Below are 18,700 nucleotides of genomic sequence, written 5' to 3' on the forward strand. Positions count from 1 at the left end.
CATTCTGCAACCGCTGTGGCTTTTGAGAGACACAACTTGCAGCTTCAATGGTGTAAGCCGACGTCAGTTGGACCAACGCGTCCGATGTCCTTCCGAACGCACGGAAGGCAGAAACAGAAACCGGGACTGGGATTAGATTGATTATGAAGAAGGTTTTGTTGGCTTCGGCCTGTTTGTTCGCTCTCGCCGCTCCGGCTTCGGCCGCTGATCTCGCGGCGCGCCCCTACACCAAGGCACCGGTGGCCATGGCCTCGGTCTACAACTGGACCGGCTTCTATCTCGGCATCGTCGGTGGCGGCGCTTGGGAGAACGGCTCTGGCGATCCGAAGATGAAGGGTGGCTTCGTCGGCGGCACCGCCGGCTACAACTGGCAGACCGGCAACGTCGTGTTCGGCGTTGAAGCTGATGGCGCCTGGGCTGATGTCAGCGCTTCGGCGACCGGCCCCGTCGCTGTCCCCGGCTTCGGCGTTGTCAGCACCACGCTGAGCTCGAAGACCGACGCGATGGGCACCGTGCGCGGTCGCATCGGCTACGCCGTCAACCAGGTCCTGTTCTACGGTACCGGTGGTTACGCCTGGATCGACAACAAGCTCAGCGTCTCCGCGCTCGGCGTGACCATCTCCGACAGCAAGTGGCACTCCGGCTGGACCGTCGGCGCCGGCGTCGAAGCGTTCTTCGCGCCGCAGTGGTCGGTCAAGGGCGAATACCTCTATCGCAGCCTCGGCGGCGAGACCTACTTCTCGGGCGCCCTGCCCACCGGCACGCTCAACTTCCACACCGTGCAGGTCGGCGTGAACTATCACTTCGGGGGCCCGGTGGTCGCCAAGTACTGAGCGAAGTCCTGAGCTTCGCCTCCAACGCCATCGCGTTACGAATGGCCGGCCTCGCGCCGGCCTTTTTGTTGTCCACGCCTACCAGCATGGGCCGGCCGCTCCCGCACGTTTTCGGCGAGATGTGGCGACTAGGTAACACAACCTTCGGCTTCAATGGTGTAAGAGAGTGACATCAGTTGGGTCATTGGGTCGCTGCTCCTCCGCCGGGCGGAAGGTGGCAAAGAGAAACGGAACTGGGGAATCGCTATGAAGAAGATTTTGTTGGCTTCGGCCAGCCTGTTCGCACTCAGCGCGTTGGCTCCCGCCTCGGCGGCCGATCTTGCGGCCCGCCCCTACACCAAGGCGCCGATCGCGGTGGCCTCGATCTACAACTGGTCCGGCTTCTATATCGGCATCAACGGCGGCGGCGCCTCGAGCCGCAACTGCTGGGACGTCAACAATATCCTCGGCATTCCGGGTCCGGACACGGCCGAGGGCTGTCACAATGCAACCGGCGGCGTCGTCGGTGGCCAGGTCGGTTATCGCTGGCAGTCGGCCAACTGGGTATTCGGTCTCGAAGCTCAGGGCGACTGGGCCAACCTGAAGGGCTCGAATACCAGCCTGGTGCTTGCGCCGCTGGTCAACGAGACCAAGATCGACGCGATCGGCCTGTTCACCGGCCAGGTCGGCTATGCCTGGAACAACGTGCTCTGGTACGTGAAGGGCGGCGCCGCCGTCACGCACGCCAAGTACAACGGCAGTGTGCTCGGCGTGGTCATCGACAGCGCAAGCGAGACGCGCTGGGGCGGCGCGGTCGGCACCGGCCTCGAATTCGGCTTCGCGCCGAACTGGTCCGTTGCGATCGAATACGACCATCTGTTCATGGGCAAGCGCAACAACTCGTTCACGGTTCTCGGTCTCAACGACCGCATCGACAATATCACGCAGGACGTCGACATGGGCACCGTCCGCCTCAACTACACTTTTGGCGGCCCGGTGGTTGCCAGGTATTGAGCGGAGCACTGAGCTTCGCCTCCGACGCCCTCGCGTAACGAAAGGCCGGCCTTGCGCCGGTCTTTTGTTTTCGCGGCACGTTTTAGCCCGGTCGCGCCGGTTCCTCCTGCCAGATGCCGCCAGCACGCCAACAATCCGTTGACGATCCGCAAAGTCCACTGGAAATCCGTCCTCGTTCTTCCTACGTTCGCTGACAACCCCATCGGCGCCGATCCCGGTTCCGGGCGAAGCGCGCCTTTTCGTTGGCGCGGTCGCGCAGCCATGGGATTCCTTGAGGGCAACCCGGATGGATGAAGTGATCAAGGCGAAGCGCCAACAGCAGAACGCGGGCTCCAGCCGGCACGCCATTACGATTCGCGGCGCGCGCGAGCACAACCTCAAGAACATCGACGTCGAGATTCCCCGCGACAAGCTCGTGGTGTTCACCGGCCTTTCAGGCTCAGGCAAATCCTCGCTCGCCTTCGACACCATCTATGCCGAGGGCCAGCGCCGCTACGTCGAGTCGCTGTCGGCCTATGCCCGCCAGTTCCTGGAGATGATGCAGAAGCCCGACGTCGACCAGATCGACGGCCTCTCCCCGGCAATCTCCATCGAGCAGAAGACGACCTCGAAGAATCCGCGCTCCACTGTCGGCACCGTCACCGAGATCTACGACTACATGCGCCTGCTCTGGGCGCGCGTCGGCGTGCCCTACTCGCCCGCCACCGGCCTTCCCATCGAGAGCCAGACCGTCTCGCAGATGGTCGACCGCGTGCTGGCGCTACCCGAGGGCACCCGCCTCTATCTGCTCGCCCCGTCGTGCGCGGCCGCAAGGGCGAGTACCGGAAAGAGCTCGCCGAATGGCTCAAGAAGGGCTTTCAGCGCGTCAAGATCGACGGCACCTTCTACGAGCTGGCGGAAGCGCCGACGCTGGACAAGAAATTCCCGCATGACATCGACGTCGTGGTCGACCGCATCGTGGTGCGTGCCGACATCGGCCAGCGCCTCGCCGAAAGTTTCGAGACCGCGCTGAAGCTCGCCGAGGGCCTCGCCGTGATCGAATATGCCGACGCACCGGCGTCAGCGGGCGAGGAGAAGAAATCCGACAAGAAGACCGCAAAAATCCACGACAAGAGCGGGCCCGAGCGTATCCTGTTCTCGGAAAAATTCGCCTGCCCGGTCTCCGGCTTCACCATCCCCGAAATCGAGCCGCGCCTGTTCTCGTTCAACAACCCCTATGGCGCCTGTCCGGCCTGCGGCGGCCTCGGCGTCGAGCAGCATGTCGACGAGGACCTCGTCATCCCCGACAAGGAGCTCGCCATCGGCAAGGGCGCGATCGCGCCCTGGGCCAAGTCGTCGTCGCCCTATTACGTGCAGACGCTGACGGCGCTCGGCAAGCACTACAAGTTCACGCTGACCACCAAGTGGAAGGATCTGCCGAAGAAGACAAGGGACGCGATCCTGCATGGCTCCGGCGAGGACGAGATCAAGTTCTCCTACGAGGACGGGGTGCGCTCCTACGACACCAAGAAGCCGTTCGAAGGCGTCATCACCAACATCAACCGCCGCTACCGCGAGACCGAGAGCGAGTGGGCGCGCGAGGAACTCGCGAAGTATTTCCACGACGTGCCGTGCGGCGGCTGCAACGGCTTCCGGCTCAAGCCGGAGGCGCTCTGCGTCAAGATCGGCGGCAAGCATATCGGCGAGATCTCGGAGCTGTCCGTGAAGGGCGCCGGCGCCTGGTTCGAGACCGTGCCGGAGGCGCTGAACACGCAGCAGAACGAGATCGCCGGGCGCATCCTCAAGGAGATTCGCGAGCGCCTCACCTTCCTGCTCGACGTCGGCCTCAACTATCTCACGCTGTCCCGTTCCTCCGGCACGCTGTCCGGCGGCGAGAGCCAGCGTATCCGCCTGGCCTCGCAGATCGGCTCGGGGCTGACAGGCGTGCTCTACGTGCTGGACGAGCCATCGATCGGCCTGCACCAGCGCGACAACGCGCGCCTGCTCGACACCCTGAAGCGGCTGCGCGACCTCGGCAACACCGTGATCGTCGTCGAGCATGACGAGGACGCCATCCTGCTCGCCGACCACGTCCTCGACATAGGCCCCGGCGCCGGCATGCATGGCGGCAACATCATCGCCGAGGGCACGCCGGCCGAGATCATGCGCAACCCGAAATCGCTGACCGGCAAGTACCTGACCGGCGAGCTCGAGGTCGAGGTGCCCGAGCGGCGGCCGCCGAACCATCGCCGCACCATCAAGGTGGTGAATGCGCGCGGCAATAACCTCAAGAACGTCACGGCCGAGATTCCGCTCGGCCTGTTCACGGCCGTCACCGGCGTCTCCGGCGGCGGCAAGTCGACGCTGCTGATCGACACGCTCTACAAGGCCATCGCCCGCAAGCTGAACAACGCCAGCGAGGGCGCCGCTCCGCACGACCGCATCGAGGGCCTCGAGCATATCGACAAGATCATCGACATCGACCAGTCGCCGATCGGTCGCACCCCGCGCTCCAACCCCGCCACCTACACCGGCGCCTTCACGCCGATCCGCGAATGGTTCGCGGGCCTGCCGGAGTCTAAGGCGCGCGGCTACGAGCCCGGCCGGTTCTCCTTCAACGTCAAGGGCGGCCGCTGTGAGGCCTGCCAGGGCGACGGCGTCATCAAGATCGAGATGCACTTCCTGCCAGACGTCTACGTCACCTGCGACGTCTGCAAGGGCAAGCGCTACAACCGCGAGACGCTGGAGGTCCTGTTCAAGGGCAAGTCCATCGCCGACGTGCTCGACATGACCGTCGAGGAAGCCGCCGAATTCTTCAAGGCGGTGCCGCGCGTGCGCGAGACCTTCCAGACCCTGCACCGCGTCGGCCTCGACTATATCCATGTCGGCCAGCAGGCGACCACGCTCTCCGGCGGCGAAGCTCAGCGCGTCAAGCTCGCCAAGGAATTGTCCAAGCGCGCCACCGGCCGCACGCTCTATATCCTGGACGAGCCGACCACCGGCCTGCACTTCCACGACGTCAAGAAGCTGCTGGAGGTGCTGCACGAGCTGGTCGCGCAGGGCAACACGGTCGTCGTCATCGAGCATAATCTCGAAGTCATCAAGACCGCCGACTGGGTCATCGACCTCGGCCCCGAAGGCGGCGACGGCGGCGGCGAGATCGTGGCCTGGGGCCCGCCGGAAGACATCGCGAAAGCGCCGCGGAGCTACACGGGCAAGTTCCTGGCGCCGGTGCTGAAGAAGGCAAGGAAGCCGAAGCGCGGGAGGACGAGCGAGGCAGCGGAGTGAGGCCTCATCGGCTTGAGTGACCAGGATTTAGCTACCGTGGAGCGATCTCCATGCCCAGCCGAACCTACACGCTCTTTCGCGACGCCATTCTTGCCCAACAGCAAGTGACCTGCACGTATGAGGGGCGCTATCGCGCGCTTTGCCCGCATATCATCGGCACTGACAAGAACGGCGGAGAGGCTGTGCTGGCTTGGCAGTTCGCCGGCGAGAGCAGCGGATCGCTGCCGCAATGGCGATGCCTGAAGCTAGTCAATGTCAGTAACGTTCGGACGCGCGATGGCCGCTGGCATGAGGGCGGCTCGCATCGAACCACGCAGACCTGCATCAAGAAGATCGATCTCGACATCAATGTTCACGTCCGCAAGTTGCGGTAACTCGCTCCGAGGCTGGGGCTGCGCTACAAAGTGCGGGATCGAAAACGGAGCTCGTCAATCACGACGTAGCGGCCGAAGAGGCCCTGACCGAACCGGTCGATGGCTTCGAGCAGCCGCACCTGCACCAGCTTACCTTTCTCTGGATCGATACGCAGCAAGACCAAGCCGGGAACGGCTTGGCCTCGACGAAAGACAAGCTCACCGAAATCCTTGTCAGCTGTGAGGAGTATACGCCCTTCCCGGAACGCCAGCGCCATGACCTCCACGTCGCTCAGACTGGCCGCGAATTCGGCAATGTAAAGCACATCGTGACCAGCGCCGCGCAGCTCTCGAACCAGAGTGGCTGTGACACACTCGTCCGCCAGCCAGAGCATGATCAGCGGTAAATGATGTCTTCGTCGGCCAAATAGTCGGCAGCGAAGGCCTGGGCCGCTCGAATGTCATCCACTGTAAGCCGCGGATGCTCCGCGAGGATGGTCTCAGCCGTCATACCCGCGCCTAGTTCGCGCAACAGCAGTTCGACCGGTACGCGCGTCCCGCGGATCACGGGCTTGCCGTCCATGATCGCCGGGTTGATTTCAATCCGCTCGTGCCGCATGGCTTTCCTCGAATTCTGCACAATGATAGCACGCGATTTCTAACTTGTCAGCGAGCCTCAACCCAGCCTGATGCCCTACGCCCTCGCCATCTTCGATCTCGACGGCACGCTGGCCGACAGCTTTCCGTGGTTCCTGCGCACCATCAACGACATCGCCGATCATTTCGGCTTTCGCCGCGTGCGGGACGAAGACGTCGAGGGTCTGCGGCACGCTTCGACCCGGGAGATCCTGAAGCAGCTCGAAGTGCCGCTGTGGAAGCTGCCGGCGATCGCGCGGCATGCGCGGCGGCTCAAGGCGGAGGCTGCGGCAGAGATTTCGCTGTTTGCGGGCGTCGAGGCGATGCTGCGGACGCTGACTGAGAACGGCGTGGACCTCGCGCTGGTGACATCTGACAGCGAAGCCAATGCGCGCGAGAAGCTTGGCGATTCCGCGGCGCTGTTTTCGCATTTCGATTGCGCAGCCTCGGTGTTCGGCAAGCCCGCAAAATTTCGCCGGGTTGTCCGGCGCGCGGGCGTGGAGCGTGACAGGGTCATCTCGATCGGCGACGAGGTCCGCGACATCGAGGCGGCGCGCGCCGTGGGGATTGCCTGCGGCGCTGTGTGCTGGGGTTATGCGGCGCCGGCGGCGCTGCGGGCGCGCGGGCCAGACCACGTGTTTGAGCGGATGGATGAGATCGCGTCGACGCTATGCACGGTGCCGTAGCCCGGATGGAGCGAAGCGCAATCCGGGACAGTGTCCCCGCATTCCGCTTCGCTCCATGCGGCCTACAAGCGCCCCTACTCCGCCCTCCGCAAGAACGCCCCGAAGGCGCGCGGGCCGTCGCCGGTCTTGACCTCGCCGATCACCTTCAGCTCGGCCGCGTCGATGATCACCAGTGTGTTGCTCTCCCAGCAGGCGACGATGACGCGTTTGCCATCGGCCGTCGCGGCAATGCCTTCGGGATAATCTCCGACGTTGATGCGCTTGACCGGCTTCAGCGTCGCCAGGTCGAACACGCTGACGGTGCCGCCATATTGGTCGGTGACGAAGCCGCGGCCCTGCGTCAGCGCCACAGCATAGGGGCGCATCCCCACGGGCACGCGGCCGATCTCGCGGCCCTCCGCAACGTCGATCACGGAGACGTCGTCGGAACCGACATTGGCGGTGTAGGCGCGCCTGCCCTCGGCATCGATGGTGACGCCGAACGGACGGGTGCCGACCTTGATCACTGCCTTGCGCGCACGTGTCGCAATGTCAACCACCGAGACGCTGTCGTCGTCGCGATCCGCCGAGAGCAGCAGCTTGCCGTCAGGCGTCACCGCAAGGCCCGACGGCGAGGCGCCGACCGCGATGCTGGCCGTGACGTTGCGCGAGGCCGCATCAATTACCCGCACCGCCGCCGCGTACCAGTCCGCGACGTATACGGTCCGGCCATCGGGCGCCACCGCGATGCCCAGCGGGCCGCCGCCGACATCGATCCTGGCAGCGACCTGCCGCGCGGCCGCATCCACCACCGTCACGGCCTTGGCGTCCGGGCTCGTCACATAGGCAAAGCGCCCGTCGGCGCTGACGGCCACGCCCGCCGGCTTGCCGCCGATTGGAATGGTCGCGACGCTCCGCGCGGTGGCGAGGTCCACGACCATCAGATCGTCGCTGAGCTGGTTGGTGACGAACGCCTCTTCGGCGGAGGCACTGCCCGCACCGACGCAAAGGCTGGCGGCGAACGCCGCCAGAGCCGCGATGCGCACAGTCAGCTTCCGCTCTCGATCTTCTTCTTGAGCGCCTCGAGCCCGGCCTTGTACAGCCCGCTCACCGCAGCCTTGGCAGCCTCGTCATTCAGTTCCGGCGGCGGATCGTTGTTGGGAAAGCCGCGATAGAATGCCCCGGCCCATTCCACTTTCGCCTTGCCGTCGGGCGCCGGCGACACCGTCAGGGTCGACGAATAATTGGTGACCGGCAGCACCTTCACGTCGACCTTGGTGATCCGGTACGAATAGCTGAGCATGTCGGGCTCGTATTTGTAGAGTTCCTCCTCGACCGTCGCCCCGCCATCGAGCGTCAGCTTGCGCGTCGCGCCGATCTCGTTGCCCTTCTCGCCCTCGGTTTTGGTGACAGGCGGAAGCCAGCTCATGTCCTGGAAATTACCGAGCGCGGCCCATACCTTGGCCTGCGGCGCGTTGATCTCGATGGATTCCCGCACCTTCTGCCGGGTCGGCCCGTGCGCCCAAACCGGCTCAAGCACGGCGTTGAGAGCCATTGCCGTCACTGCCAGCGCCGCCACTCCCGCGATCGCCGCTCCGCTTCGCATCCGCATGTCGTTTCCTCACCCTTGAATCTGCGCGACTTGGTGCGCGCTGGCCTCATCGTAGCGCATTTTGCGGCCATGGGGAGACCCGTTCGCGGCACGGTTGCGGCGCCAGCCTTGCACGCGCCCCACAAGCCCTTGCGGGGCAAGGCGGGCAAAACACCCAGCAGGAGGCCAACCAGGCCCGCAAAAAACAATTCTCTTTATCCGCATTTCGGATTATCATATAAGCAACCATCCCACCCCGGCCGAGGGGCGTATCGCGATCGTCACGACACGCGGGGTGGGACGTGGTGGACGCGGGCTGCGTCGGCGCAAAGGGCATCGCAGGGCGGGAAACCGTGAGCGGCGGCCGGCGCGCGTACGACCGGTGCAGCCTGCGTACGGCAAAATCGTGTGGTCCTGGCGCCCGCAGGCTGGCGTCAAGTGTTGCGGTGACGCGGCGGCCCGACCGGGCACGTGCATCAGCCATCTGCAAGACGACGGGGGCAATAGTGCATCGCTCCCCGGGGAGAGTACGACATAAGCCGTCAACCCACTGCGCAGGGAAGGCCGGATGTTTGGCTACACCTGTATGCCGCTGTGCAGCTTTTAAAAGCACACGCTTCGCACAGTGAACCGTGGGTGCCAGCCGGCACCCGGCCTTCCCTGCGCCCTCGGCACTTTCGGGGGCGGTGACGGACAGCAGAGCTCGGGCACGATGTGTCGCGAGGATGCAAATATGCGTCCGCGAACTCAAAAGTTGATTGGACAGCAAATACTGCATCCAGACCGTCATTGCGAGCGCAGCGAAGCAATCCAGAATCCCTCTGCGGAAAGACTCTGGATTGCTTCGTCGCAAAAGCTCCTCGCAATGACGTGGAGAGAGCGGGTGTCTGCCGCTCCCCTACTCCGCCAGCGTCGCCTCCACGAACCCGCGCGGATCGTTGCAGAACTCGCGCATCACCCGGTAATGATCGGTCTCTTCCACCGTCGTCGGCTCCAGGCCATATTTCCCCAGCCGCTGGAGCTGCGCGCTGGGATAGGCCATCAGCATCGGCGCATGGGTTGCCATGATGACCTGACAGATGCGGGACTCCTCCATGCGTCGCAGCAGCTTCAGAAACTCGATCTGGCGCGCCGGCGACAGCGCCGATTCCGGCTCATCGAAGATGAAGATGCCCTGACGCTGGCAACGCTCTTCGAAGAAACGCAGGAAGCCTTCGCCATGGGAGTGCGACAGGAAATCAGGGCCGAGCTGGCCGGCATCGCGCGCGGCCTTGTCGAGATATCGCGCGACTGTGAAAAACTCTCGGCGCGGAAGAACCAGCCATTGGTGATCTTCGGCAGCCAGCTTGCCCGCAAGGCCCTCGAGAGTTGTCCGCCCATCTTCTCCCGCGCCTCGGAGTGGTCGACGGGCATGTACCCCTTCCCGCCACCGGCATCGTCATAGCCGGCGAGCGCTGCGATCCCCTCGAGAATCGTCGACTTCCCGGTGCCGTTCTCTCCGACAATGATGGTGATGGCGGCGTCGAAATTGAGCTCGAAATCATCGGGAAAGATCGGCATGCAAAATGGATAGGCCTCGCGGTCATGAACCTGCGACGGATCGAGCCAGACCCGCTTCAGGTAAGGCGCCGGCAGGTTGATCGTTCGACCGCCTCTTCGGCTCATGTCCGGCTCCCGCCCCCAACCCCGACTGGATATCTCAATAGGAACATATCAGGAACACAATCCCCGCGAAAGCTGCAACTGAGAAACAGATGGACACAACTTGAAACAAACCCGGGCTACGCCAGCCGGGTCCGAATTAAGAAAACGTAGCTACGAGACAGACTGCCGGCATGACGCCGGCTCCGCACCTCGCGACCCCGCAATGATTGACGGACGTCCGGGACCGTACGACGCCGCGAGGAGTGCGCGATGGTATCAACGTATTTCGGTTACAATTACATCACGCGCAATCTCAAGCAGTCCCTGACGCGGGTCGAACAGCAAGCGGACGTGGCGCGAGAGGCGGCCTACTACAAGGCCAACATCGGCAAGGTGAAGACCGTCGATGATTTCATGAAGGATTACCGCCTCTACCATTATGCGATGAAGGCATATGGCCTGGAAGACATGGCGTACGCCAAGGCCTTCATGAAAAAGGTGCTGGAAAGCGACCTCAACAACTCCAAGAGCTTCGTCAACCAGCTGGTCGACAAGCGGTACCAGGAGTTTGCCGCGGCATTTTCCTTCAACGGCTCCGCGACCCCGGTCGCGCAATCGGTGGATCAGACCGACGAGATGATTGGCCTGTACACCGCGACCAAGAAGCACGAGGTCGATGCACTCGCCAGTGACTCGAATTACTACAGCGGCGAGATCGGCAACATCAGCACTGCAGACCAGCTCCTGAACAACGATCGTCTTCGCAACTATGTCACCTCGGCATTCGGAATCGACGAGAGCAAGTGGCCGGCCGGTACGATCAGCCAGGTCCTGCGCAGCGACCCCTCCGATCCAAACAGCTACGTCAACACTGCCTTCGCCTCCCAGCTCAGCGGCCTCAACGCGTCGCTCGCCCAGGCGCAGTCGGATGTCAGCGCCGCCAATTCGAACATCGCCAGTTTGACGGCCCAACTCTCGCAGCCGGGCGCCAACGTGTCCCAGCTGCAGGTCCAGATCCTGGTCGAAAAATATCATCTGGAGACGGCCACGAAGAGCGTTTCCAGCCTCAATGACCAGATCGGGACGATCGGCAATTTCGTCGATCTGGCCGGCGCGTTCGAGTTTTTGCCCGACGGGTCGCTTCCGGCGGGTACGCCGGCGCAGACCGCCGCAAATATCGCGCTCACGAAACAGCGGTTCGACGCCAGCAAGGCCGACGTCTACCAGGCGGCAAGCCCGATCTTTGAGGCCGTGGCGATCAAGCAATTCAGGGCGGACCTCCTCAAGATCACTTCAGTCGATGCGTTCGTGTCGACACCGGGCGTGTATGATTTTGCGCTGGGCGCCGTCGGCCTCGATCCCGACAAGGTCTCGCCGGACGTCATCAAGAAAGTCCTCGAAAGCGACCTCAACGATCCCAAGAGTTATGTTTATACCCTCAAGGACACCCGCTACGTTCAGCTCGCGCGCGCCTTCAACTTCGATGCGAAGGGCAATCTGACGACTCCCCTGGTGGCGCAGGACGCCGCTGAAGTCCTTCAGATTGCGAAAGACTACGTCATTCAAGCCGTGAAGAGCGCAAGCTCGGCGACTTCCCAGCAGCAGGCGGCGGTCAAGGCCCAAGCCACCAAGGATGCGACGGAATATCAGCAGGCGATCGCAGGCATCGACAAGGTGTCCGATCTTCTTGCAAACCGGCCGATGGTCGATTTGATTCTCCTGGCCAAGGGCTTGGACCCCAGAAAGGTCAGCGACGATTTCCTCAAGAAGATCTTCGCCTCCGACCTGAACGACAAGAAGAGCTTCGTGAACACGCAGAGCGATCCCCGCTTTGCCGAAATCGTGGCGTCGTTCAATTTCGACAGCAAGGGCAACGTCGCACGCCTGCCGATGATGGGTCCTCAGAAGCGCGATCAATTCCGGGAAACCCAGACGAACTATCTCGAGCAAAGCCTGGAGCAGCAGCAGGGGGATACGAATCCCGGCGTCCGCCTGGCGCTGTATTTCAAGCGCAAGGCGGGAGACATCACGTCCGCCTACGACATCCTGGCCGACAAGGCCCTTTCGGAGGTGTTCAGGACCACGTTCAACTTGCCCGATTCGATGGCGGCTATGCCGATCGACCAGCAGGCCAAGTTCGTGGACAAATTCATGAAGATCAAGGATCTCTCCGATCCGGTGAAGGTCGACAAGCTGCTGAGCCGGTTCTCTGCCATGTACGACGTCAAGAACAGCGACAGCACCGGCCAGGGCCAATCTCCCTTGCTCAGTCTCTTTCAAGGATCGAGCTCAGGCATATCGGGCATGAGTGAAGCCACGTACCTGGCCATCGCCAAGCTACGTGCACATTGATGGTCGCTCGGGAATACTAGCCCAACACCTCGAGCACCAATTCCATGGTCATCAGCACGGGGTTGTCGCCACGGATCAGACGGCCCTCCGCAATGCCGCCGGTGTAGTCGATCAACGCGACGTCGAGCGCAGCTTCCAGTGCACCGGCATTTCCTGGCCCGATCGCACCGGCCGTTATCGCCAGCTCGGTTGCAAACGGTTCAGTCACGCCGCCATGGGTGAAGCGCGCGCCGATGGTCGAGCCGACTCCGCCGTGGATTTTCGCCCGTGCGATGCCGTGCGCGCGGCAGAACTCTTCGAGGCAGCCGGCGAAATCCTGGTTCGGGCGCTGCCGCAGCGCGAAGGCGCGGCTGGTCGTGCGAGCGTCCGTGCTCGCGGCAGCGACCGGTCCGAACAGCTTGAAGTTGGTCTCAGGATCAGGCTCGGCGGTAAACATCGCACCGTCGATACCGTAGGCCTGAACCTCGAACGGCTCAGCGACCACAGTCTCGTCTGGCATCATATGGCCGCCGCCTGCCTTGCCGTCCGCCTCCGTCCACAGCCCGTGACAGTGAAAGAACGGCGCACCGTCGCGGGTGCCGAGCGTCATGCTGCCGAGCCTGGTCCGCGTCGCGCCGCCAGGCCGATAAATATCGCTGTAGAACGCAGCGTTCTCGCCGGTCTTCGACAGCGCCGGCATCACGTAGGCAAACGGCCCGAGCGTACCGCTGCCGAAATTCAGCACGCCACCCGCAAAGCCCTCCGCGGCAAAACCGCGGCGCGCGGCTTCCAGCAGTGGCAATCCTGCTTCGAGCGTGAACGAGAAGGCGCGTCCCCTCGCCTCCACCCATTGGATGCGCTCAGGGACCGGCAGGCCCGGCTGCTTGATACTCCTCATAGCCTCTGCTCAGCCCGTCTTCGTCTTGTCGAGATCGAGCAGCCCGCGCGCCTCGAGCTCGTCGCGCACCATGCGCTTCGGCACCTTGCCGTAGCCGGACTTCGGCAACGCGTCCCAGAAGAAGAACCGCTTCGGCATCTTGTAGCGCGGCACCTTCGGCAGCAGGAACGCCGCCATCTCCGCTTCGCTCACCGGCCTCTCGCCCTCGAGCGCAACGCAGACGGCGATGCCGACCTCGCCCCATGTCGCATCCGGCACGCCGAGCACGGCGACCTCGCCGACCGCGGGATGGGTCAATATCTTCTCCTCGATCTCACGCGGATAGATGTTGGAGCCGCCGGAGATGTACATGTCGGAGGCGCGTCCCGTAATGTAGAGGAAGCCTTCCTCGTCCATGTGGCCGAGATCGCCGGTGCGGAACCAGCCATTGCGGAAGGCCTTCGCATTGGCTTCCGGGTTGTCGTAATAGCCGGCGAGCACGGCAGGACCGATCACGCAGATCTCGTCGCTCTGGTTGGCCGCGAGCTCGCGACCCTCGTCGTCCTGAATCGAGACCTGCATGCCGGTGCGCTCGAAGCCGCAGGTGCCGATCCTCGCATATGGCCCGTCCTCGGGATCATGCAGCGCCGCCGGCAGCACCGTGATGTTGCCGGTGACCTCGCCGAGCCCGAAATACTGCACGATGACCTTGCCGAGTTTCCTCAGTGCAGCCTTCTGGTCCTCGCGATACATCGGCGCGCCCGCATAGATCACGTGCTGCAGCGAGGAGTGGTCGTATTTGTCGGCGGCGGGATGCTCGACCATCATCTTCAAGATGGTCGGCACGGTGAAGAGATTAGCGACGCGGTGCGTCTCGATCAGGCGGTAGGCCTCGTCGATGTCGAATTTTTCCGTCGGCAGCAGCACGGTACAAACGCCGCGCGCGGTCTGCACCAGCTGATGCACGCCGGCGCCGTGCGACAGCGGCGCCACCACCAGCGACGCATCCGCTTCCGTGACGCCGGGGGTGAGATCGGCGAGATGATTGGTGACGACAAAACCCATCTGGCCGTGGGTCAGCACCGCGGCCTTGGAGCGGCCGGTGGTGCCGGACGTGAAGAAGAACCAGCAGGGGTCGTCGTGCTCGACCGCGACGTTCTCGACCACCGCTCCGGCTTGAGACGCGATGGCCTCGGCAACCGACGTCTCGCCGAATGCAGCCTTGCCGTCGATGCTCCATGTGAATTCCAGCGCACCGCCCTTCACGGCCGCCGCGTGCTCGGGAAAATCGACGTGGCACAGAAACGCCTTCGCGCCGGAGGCCTGCGCGAGATAGGTCACCTCGTCCGGCATCAGGCGAAAATTGGTGGGCACCCAGACCGCGCCGAGCCGGAACGCCGCGAACATCGAGAAGAACATCTCGTCGCTGTTCTTGGAATGGACGAGGATGCGGTCGCCCTTGGCGATGCCGCGCGCGGCGAGCGCCGCCGCCAGCGCCGAGACCTTGGCCTCGATCTGGTGCCACGTCCAGGATATCTCACCCCAGACGAAACCGGGACGCGCCCCATGCCGCCGCGCATTCTGGGTCAGCATGTGAGCGAGATTCATGACGCGGCGGGACATGCGCAGGGGCTGCATCGGGCTTCCTCTTCGGCGGCGAACGGCAAGCGAGCCGCCCGCTCATTGCAGCCCATTTATCGCCATCGAACCTGCCCCCGCAAGGCCGCTGGCCAGCGTGGCGTTCATGCGCTCGTTGAAGGAATGTTAAACATGATCGGCGCAACCTCGTTCAGTTCTCGCGTACAGAGTACCGCATCATGTTCAAAGCGCCCGCCCTCCTCCTGTTGACGCTGGCGCTCGCCGGATGCGCCGTGGCCCCTCAGGCGCATCTGGCCACCGATCCTGCCTTCAGGCCCGCGCGTTATGCCTGGGATGGTGCCGGCGACAACCCCAATCAGCCACGTTCTGCCTCGGGGTCATCGCGTGCAGCCCGCGCCGCATCCGGCCGCAACACATCGCAAGCCGGACTCCAGCCCTATTCGAAGGAATGGTGGCAGGCCCAGGACGGGATCGAGGCGGAACACGACGCGAAGGTTAACCGTTCGCTCGTCATCTGCCAGGGCTGCCTGGGCCCGCAGAGGCAGCCTGAGGACGCACGCTTGGCCAAAGCGACCGATTGAGCCGGACGTAGGCGGACTCGCGAAGAACCGACGGGAGAGGCCATGAGCGGCACTATCGATAACAAACCCCAACACCGCTACGAGCTTGAGGTCGAGGGCCATCTTGCGACCGAGCACTACAAGCTCGACGGCAACATCATCACGTTCGAGCACACCGACGTGCCGAAGGAGCTCGGCGGCAAGGGCGTCGGCTCGAAGCTGGTGCAAGGCGCGCTCGACCAGGTCCGCGCAGCCGGATTGAAAGTGATCCCGGAATGCCCGTTCGTGAAGGCGTGGATCGAGAAGCATCCCCACTATCAGGACCTGGTGAAAACGTAGCCGTCATTGCGAAGTGGTCGAGACTGCCTAAATCAGGAAACATACACACCGCTTCTGAAGGACCACGCATGGCCGCATCGGTACGCGACAACAAGGACAGGAGCCGCTTCGAGCTCGATGTCGGCAGTGAAATCGCTTTCGCCAATTACAGGCTGACGCCGTCGGCGGTGATCATCACCCACACCGAGACGCCCCCCGCGCTACGCGGCCGCGGCATCGCCTCCGAACTGGTCAAGGGCGCGCTGGAGTTGATCCGCCGGGACGGCAACAAAGTGATCGCCGGCTGCGGTTTCGTCGTCGATTATCTTGAGAAGCATCCGGAGGATGCGGACCTCGTCGCCTGAATGCAAAAGGCCCGCGCGAGCGCGGGCCTTCGGCAACGAACTCGCGATCGGTCAGTGCTTGATCTCCGGCGGCAGCTTGCCGCCATTGGCGGCGAGCTTGGACATCACCTGCTTGTGCAGCCAGACGTTCATGCTCGCCGAGTCGTTCATGTCACCGCTGTAGCCAAGCTCCTTGGCGAGATCCTTGCGCGCGGCAAGGCTGGAGTCGATGTCGAGCGCCTTCATCAGGTCGACAATCGAGGTGCGCCATTCCAGCTTTTCCTTCTGGGCTGCCACCAGCTTGTCGACGACGGCCGCCACGTCCACGCTTCCCATCGGCGCTGCTGCGGGTGCCGATCCGCCCGGCGCGGCTCCGGCAGGCGCGCCCGCGGGTGCGCCACCGGCAGGCGCGGCGGAAGCCGGGTGGCTGCCGAAGATCGCGCCCATGATTTTCCCGAAAATGCTCATGTCTTCTCCCCAAAAAGGATCCGCTGGAAGGGCCTTGAGTGGCACTTATAGACGAAGTTACTGCATTGCGCCCGCGAAGTTCTGCGAACCGACAGACAGCATCAGCTTATCTGCGGCGAAATGACGACCGAATGACATCGTCGAGGTTGCACTGCGGCATCGAATCTCACCCAAGCGTGAGGGACAGGACTCGGAATTGGGAGTAGCGTTCGCGAACAACTCGCGAGCCCGTCCGGAATTCGCGTCTGGTTGGAATCGCGAAACTCAAGAAGAGCGGCCGCTTGCGCCCTCTAGCGGCGCCGGTTTCGGCCGCCCGGCAAGGGAGCTAGCGACCATGGCCACACTCTACCAGGGCAATGTGCCCACGATGGGCCAGCCCGCTGACGCGGCTGGACCCGTCATCCGAACCATCCAACTCTCCGATCTGCACGACGCGCTCAGACGCGGCTGGGAAGACTTCAAGGCGGTGCCGAGCCACGCCATCATCCTCTGCGTGATCTATCCGGTGCTCGGCCTCGTGCTCGCCCGTGTAGTGATGGGCTACTCGGTGCTGCCACTGTTGTTCCCGCTGGCTGCCGGCTTCGCACTGATCGGGCCCTTCGCGGCGCTCGGTCTGTACGAGCTCTCCAGCCGCCGTGAACGCTATGAGGAAGCTAGCGCCTGGAATGCCATGGAGGTGCTGCGCTCGCCTTCCTTCGGCGCCATGCTCGGCCTCGGCACGCTGCTGCTCGCCCTGTTCGTGATCTGGGTCGCGACGGCGCAGGCCATCTACATCGCGGCGTTCGGTTACGAGGGCGCGTCCGGCGTCTCCGATTTTCTGACGCGCGTGCTCACCACCCGGCAAGGCTGGTGGCTGATCGTGGTCGGCTGCGGCACCGGCTTCCTGTTCGCGCTCGCCGCGCTCTGCATCAGCGCGGTGTCGTTCCCCCTGATGCTCGACTGGCATGCCGGCGCGCTCGAGGCAATGGTCACCTCACTGCGCGTGGTCGCGAAGAACCCGGTGCCGATGGCGGCCTGGGGCCTGATCGTCGCGCTGCTGCTGGTGCTCGGAACGATCCCGGCGTTCCTCGGCCTCGCCGTGGTGATCCCCCTGCTCGGCCACGCCACCTGGCATCTCTACCGCAAGGCGATCGTCTCCGATCCCGGTGCGCGGCCGGTGCCACCTCCGCCGCATCGCCCGCGCAAGCCGGCCGCCGACTTCCCCGCCAACCTCTTCCCCTGGCGCAATCGGACGGACGCCTGACGATATCGTGACAAGCGATCCTGCCCGGGCCCGGCTCGGGCAGGATCGCGGCCTGTCATACGCCTTGCTTTGGCCGCTGTTACAATCGAGATTGCACCTGCCGGTCAGATCACTTCACGGAATCAATTTCATCTGATGACCCCGACGATTTCTCGTCTCGCTCTCGCAGCCCTCGCCCTTTCCGCATCCATCCTGTCAACCCAGCCCGCGCTCGCCGCCGTCGCTTGCGGATCTGGCAATTTCGACGCCTGGCTTGCGGACTTCAAAACCGACGCAGCGGCCAAGGGCATTTCGCAGCAGGCCATTGCTTCGGGCCTGACCGGTGTGACGCTCGATCAGGCCGTGTTGAATCGCGATCGCTCGCAGAAGGTCTTCACCCAGACTTTCGAGGAGTTCTCCGGCCGCATGGTTCCACCCCGCATGACGCGCGGCTCCAACATGATGAAGCAATACGGCTCCGTGCTCTCCCGCATCGAGCAGACCTATGGCGTGCCGGGCGAAGTGCTGGTCGCGATCTGGGGGCTCGAGACCGATTTCGGCGTCAACACCGGCAAGTTCGCGACGATCCGTTCGCTGGCGACGCTGGCCTATGACTGCCGCCGCTCCGAGCAGTTTCGCGCCGAGTTGCTGGATGCGCTGCGCATCGTCCAACGCGGCGATCTCGCGCCGGCCGACATGAAGGGCGCTTGGGCGGGCGAGCTCGGCCAGACCCAGTTCATGCCGTCGTCCTGGATGAAATACGCCGTCGATTTCGACGGCAATGGCAAGCGCGACCTCTTGCACAACGCGCCCGACGTGCTCGCCTCCACCGCCAATTATCTCGCCGGGTATGGCTGGCAGAAGGGCAAGGATTGGCAGCCCGGCGCTCCGAATTTTGCGGTGCTCCAGCAGTGGAACAAGAGCGAGGTCTATTCCAAGACCATCGCCTCTTTCGCGACCCAACTCGCGCGCGCCCCTTAAGCGGACGCTCAATCAAAC

General features: G+C 63.7%; 17 protein-coding genes and 2 pseudogenes. 11 read left to right on the top strand and 8 right to left on the bottom strand.

Features of this window, described 5'->3' with window-relative positions:
- Positions 1-143: 143 nt before the first annotated feature.
- The 4 genes and pseudogenes from ACQ86E_RS32310 (at position 144) to ACQ86E_RS32325 (ending at position 5,467) form a co-directional block, all read left to right on the top strand.
- The gene (locus tag ACQ86E_RS32310) at positions 144-833 is read left to right on the top strand and encodes an outer membrane protein (protein ID WP_431203392.1); all 690 of its coding nucleotides are present in this window, start codon (positions 144-146) and stop codon (positions 831-833) included.
- A 246-nt stretch (positions 834-1,079) separates the two neighbouring features.
- On the top strand, positions 1,080-1,826 hold the full coding sequence (locus ACQ86E_RS32315; RefSeq protein WP_431203393.1) for an outer membrane protein: 747 nt from the start codon (positions 1,080-1,082) through the stop codon (positions 1,824-1,826).
- A gap of 286 nt (positions 1,827-2,112) precedes the next feature.
- A pseudogene (uvrA, locus tag ACQ86E_RS32320) lies at positions 2,113-5,093 on the top strand (excinuclease ABC subunit UvrA).
- 50 nt (positions 5,094-5,143) lie between these two features.
- A complete protein-coding gene (locus ACQ86E_RS32325; protein WP_431203394.1) occupies positions 5,144-5,467 on the top strand; it encodes a hypothetical protein in 324 nt (107 codons plus the stop codon).
- Positions 5,468-5,490: 23 nt separating this feature from the next.
- Here ACQ86E_RS32325 and ACQ86E_RS32330 read toward each other — a convergent pair whose 3' ends face one another.
- Positions 5,491-5,841: a DUF5615 family PIN-like protein gene (locus ACQ86E_RS32330; protein WP_431203395.1), complete on the bottom strand. Its 351-nt coding sequence runs from the start codon at positions 5,839-5,841 to the stop codon at positions 5,491-5,493.
- A gap of 2 nt (positions 5,842-5,843) precedes the next feature.
- Positions 5,844-6,065 carry a DUF433 domain-containing protein gene (locus ACQ86E_RS32335; protein ID WP_431203396.1) on the bottom strand — a complete coding sequence of 74 codons (222 nt, stop codon included), beginning with the start codon at positions 6,063-6,065 and terminating at the stop codon, positions 5,844-5,846.
- Positions 6,066-6,135: 70 nt separating this feature from the next.
- Between ACQ86E_RS32335 and ACQ86E_RS32340 the strand changes: the two genes are divergently transcribed.
- Positions 6,136-6,768 carry an HAD family hydrolase gene (locus ACQ86E_RS32340; RefSeq protein ID WP_431203397.1) on the top strand — a complete coding sequence of 211 codons (633 nt, stop codon included), beginning with the start codon at positions 6,136-6,138 and terminating at the stop codon, positions 6,766-6,768.
- Positions 6,769-6,842: 74 nt separating this feature from the next.
- On the opposite strand, the gene ACQ86E_RS32345 is transcribed toward ACQ86E_RS32340, so the two are convergent.
- From ACQ86E_RS32345 to ACQ86E_RS32355, 3 genes and pseudogenes are all read right to left on the bottom strand, one after another.
- A complete protein-coding gene (locus ACQ86E_RS32345; protein ID WP_431203398.1) occupies positions 6,843-7,793 on the bottom strand; it encodes a cytochrome D1 domain-containing protein in 951 nt (316 codons plus the stop codon).
- A gap of 2 nt (positions 7,794-7,795) precedes the next feature.
- A complete protein-coding gene (locus ACQ86E_RS32350) occupies positions 7,796-8,359 on the bottom strand; it encodes an SRPBCC family protein (RefSeq protein WP_431203399.1) in 564 nt (187 codons plus the stop codon).
- 877 nt (positions 8,360-9,236) lie between these two features.
- Positions 9,237-10,003, bottom strand: a pseudogene (locus tag ACQ86E_RS32355) (AAA family ATPase).
- Between the two features lie 249 nt (positions 10,004-10,252).
- On the opposite strand from ACQ86E_RS32355, the gene ACQ86E_RS32360 reads away from it, so the two are divergent.
- Entirely contained in the window at positions 10,253-12,334 is a 2,082-nt protein-coding gene (locus tag ACQ86E_RS32360) for a DUF1217 domain-containing protein (RefSeq protein ID WP_431203400.1), read from the top strand.
- Between the two features lie 16 nt (positions 12,335-12,350).
- Here ACQ86E_RS32360 and ACQ86E_RS32365 read toward each other — a convergent pair whose 3' ends face one another.
- On the bottom strand, positions 12,351-13,211 hold the full coding sequence (locus ACQ86E_RS32365) for a PCC domain-containing protein (protein WP_431203401.1): 861 nt from the start codon (positions 13,209-13,211) through the stop codon (positions 12,351-12,353).
- Positions 13,212-13,220: 9 nt separating this feature from the next.
- Positions 13,221-14,828: an acyl-CoA synthetase gene (locus ACQ86E_RS32370; RefSeq protein WP_431203402.1), complete on the bottom strand. Its 1,608-nt coding sequence runs from the start codon at positions 14,826-14,828 to the stop codon at positions 13,221-13,223.
- A 179-nt stretch (positions 14,829-15,007) separates the two neighbouring features.
- Between ACQ86E_RS32370 and ACQ86E_RS32375 the strand changes: the two genes are divergently transcribed.
- From ACQ86E_RS32375 to ACQ86E_RS32385, 3 genes are all read left to right on the top strand, one after another.
- Entirely contained in the window at positions 15,008-15,370 is a 363-nt protein-coding gene (locus ACQ86E_RS32375; RefSeq protein WP_431203403.1) for a hypothetical protein, read from the top strand.
- Positions 15,371-15,412: 42 nt separating this feature from the next.
- Positions 15,413-15,688 carry a GNAT family N-acetyltransferase gene (locus tag ACQ86E_RS32380; protein ID WP_431203404.1) on the top strand — a complete coding sequence of 92 codons (276 nt, stop codon included), beginning with the start codon at positions 15,413-15,415 and terminating at the stop codon, positions 15,686-15,688.
- Between the two features lie 68 nt (positions 15,689-15,756).
- On the top strand, positions 15,757-16,032 hold the full coding sequence (locus tag ACQ86E_RS32385) for a GNAT family N-acetyltransferase (protein WP_431203405.1): 276 nt from the start codon (positions 15,757-15,759) through the stop codon (positions 16,030-16,032).
- Between the two features lie 51 nt (positions 16,033-16,083).
- Here ACQ86E_RS32385 and ACQ86E_RS32390 read toward each other — a convergent pair whose 3' ends face one another.
- A complete protein-coding gene (locus ACQ86E_RS32390; RefSeq protein WP_431203406.1) occupies positions 16,084-16,479 on the bottom strand; it encodes a DUF3597 domain-containing protein in 396 nt (131 codons plus the stop codon).
- Between the two features lie 334 nt (positions 16,480-16,813).
- Between ACQ86E_RS32390 and ACQ86E_RS32395 the strand changes: the two genes are divergently transcribed.
- Both ACQ86E_RS32395 and ACQ86E_RS32400 read left to right on the top strand, forming a co-directional pair.
- The gene (locus tag ACQ86E_RS32395) at positions 16,814-17,722 is read left to right on the top strand and encodes a DUF2189 domain-containing protein (RefSeq protein WP_431203407.1); all 909 of its coding nucleotides are present in this window, start codon (positions 16,814-16,816) and stop codon (positions 17,720-17,722) included.
- A 135-nt stretch (positions 17,723-17,857) separates the two neighbouring features.
- Positions 17,858-18,682: a lytic murein transglycosylase gene (locus tag ACQ86E_RS32400; RefSeq protein WP_431203408.1), complete on the top strand. Its 825-nt coding sequence runs from the start codon at positions 17,858-17,860 to the stop codon at positions 18,680-18,682.
- Positions 18,683-18,700: the final 18 nt, after the last annotated feature.

This window comes from Bradyrhizobium betae (assembly GCF_050632175.1).
Lineage (GTDB): Bacteria > Pseudomonadota > Alphaproteobacteria > Rhizobiales > Xanthobacteraceae > Bradyrhizobium > Bradyrhizobium betae_B.

Excerpts from the sequence above, each read along its gene's own strand:
- ACQ86E_RS32390 (WP_431203406.1), bottom strand. The coding sequence starts at position 16,479 with ATGAGCATTTTCGGGAAAATCATGGGCGCGATCTTCGGCAGCCACCCG.
- ACQ86E_RS32385 (WP_431203405.1), top strand. The coding sequence starts at position 15,757 with ATGGCCGCATCGGTACGCGACAACAAGGACAGGAGCCGCTTCGAGCTC.
- ACQ86E_RS32315 (WP_431203393.1), top strand. The coding sequence starts at position 1,080 with ATGAAGAAGATTTTGTTGGCTTCGGCCAGCCTGTTCGCACTCAGCGCG.
- ACQ86E_RS32395 (WP_431203407.1), top strand. The coding sequence starts at position 16,814 with ATGGCCACACTCTACCAGGGCAATGTGCCCACGATGGGCCAGCCCGCT.
- ACQ86E_RS32370 (WP_431203402.1), bottom strand. The coding sequence starts at position 14,828 with ATGCAGCCCCTGCGCATGTCCCGCCGCGTCATGAATCTCGCTCACATG.
- ACQ86E_RS32400 (WP_431203408.1), top strand. The coding sequence starts at position 17,858 with ATGACCCCGACGATTTCTCGTCTCGCTCTCGCAGCCCTCGCCCTTTCC.
- ACQ86E_RS32330 (WP_431203395.1), bottom strand. The coding sequence starts at position 5,841 with ATGCTCTGGCTGGCGGACGAGTGTGTCACAGCCACTCTGGTTCGAGAG.
- ACQ86E_RS32365 (WP_431203401.1), bottom strand. The coding sequence starts at position 13,211 with ATGAGGAGTATCAAGCAGCCGGGCCTGCCGGTCCCTGAGCGCATCCAA.
- ACQ86E_RS32335 (WP_431203396.1), bottom strand. The coding sequence starts at position 6,065 with ATGCGGCACGAGCGGATTGAAATCAACCCGGCGATCATGGACGGCAAG.
- ACQ86E_RS32380 (WP_431203404.1), top strand. The coding sequence starts at position 15,413 with ATGAGCGGCACTATCGATAACAAACCCCAACACCGCTACGAGCTTGAG.
- ACQ86E_RS32340 (WP_431203397.1), top strand. The coding sequence starts at position 6,136 with ATGCCCTACGCCCTCGCCATCTTCGATCTCGACGGCACGCTGGCCGAC.
- ACQ86E_RS32310 (WP_431203392.1), top strand. The coding sequence starts at position 144 with ATGAAGAAGGTTTTGTTGGCTTCGGCCTGTTTGTTCGCTCTCGCCGCT.
- ACQ86E_RS32350 (WP_431203399.1), bottom strand. The coding sequence starts at position 8,359 with ATGCGGATGCGAAGCGGAGCGGCGATCGCGGGAGTGGCGGCGCTGGCA.
- ACQ86E_RS32360 (WP_431203400.1), top strand. The coding sequence starts at position 10,253 with ATGGTATCAACGTATTTCGGTTACAATTACATCACGCGCAATCTCAAG.
- ACQ86E_RS32375 (WP_431203403.1), top strand. The coding sequence starts at position 15,008 with ATGTTCAAAGCGCCCGCCCTCCTCCTGTTGACGCTGGCGCTCGCCGGA.
- ACQ86E_RS32325 (WP_431203394.1), top strand. The coding sequence starts at position 5,144 with ATGCCCAGCCGAACCTACACGCTCTTTCGCGACGCCATTCTTGCCCAA.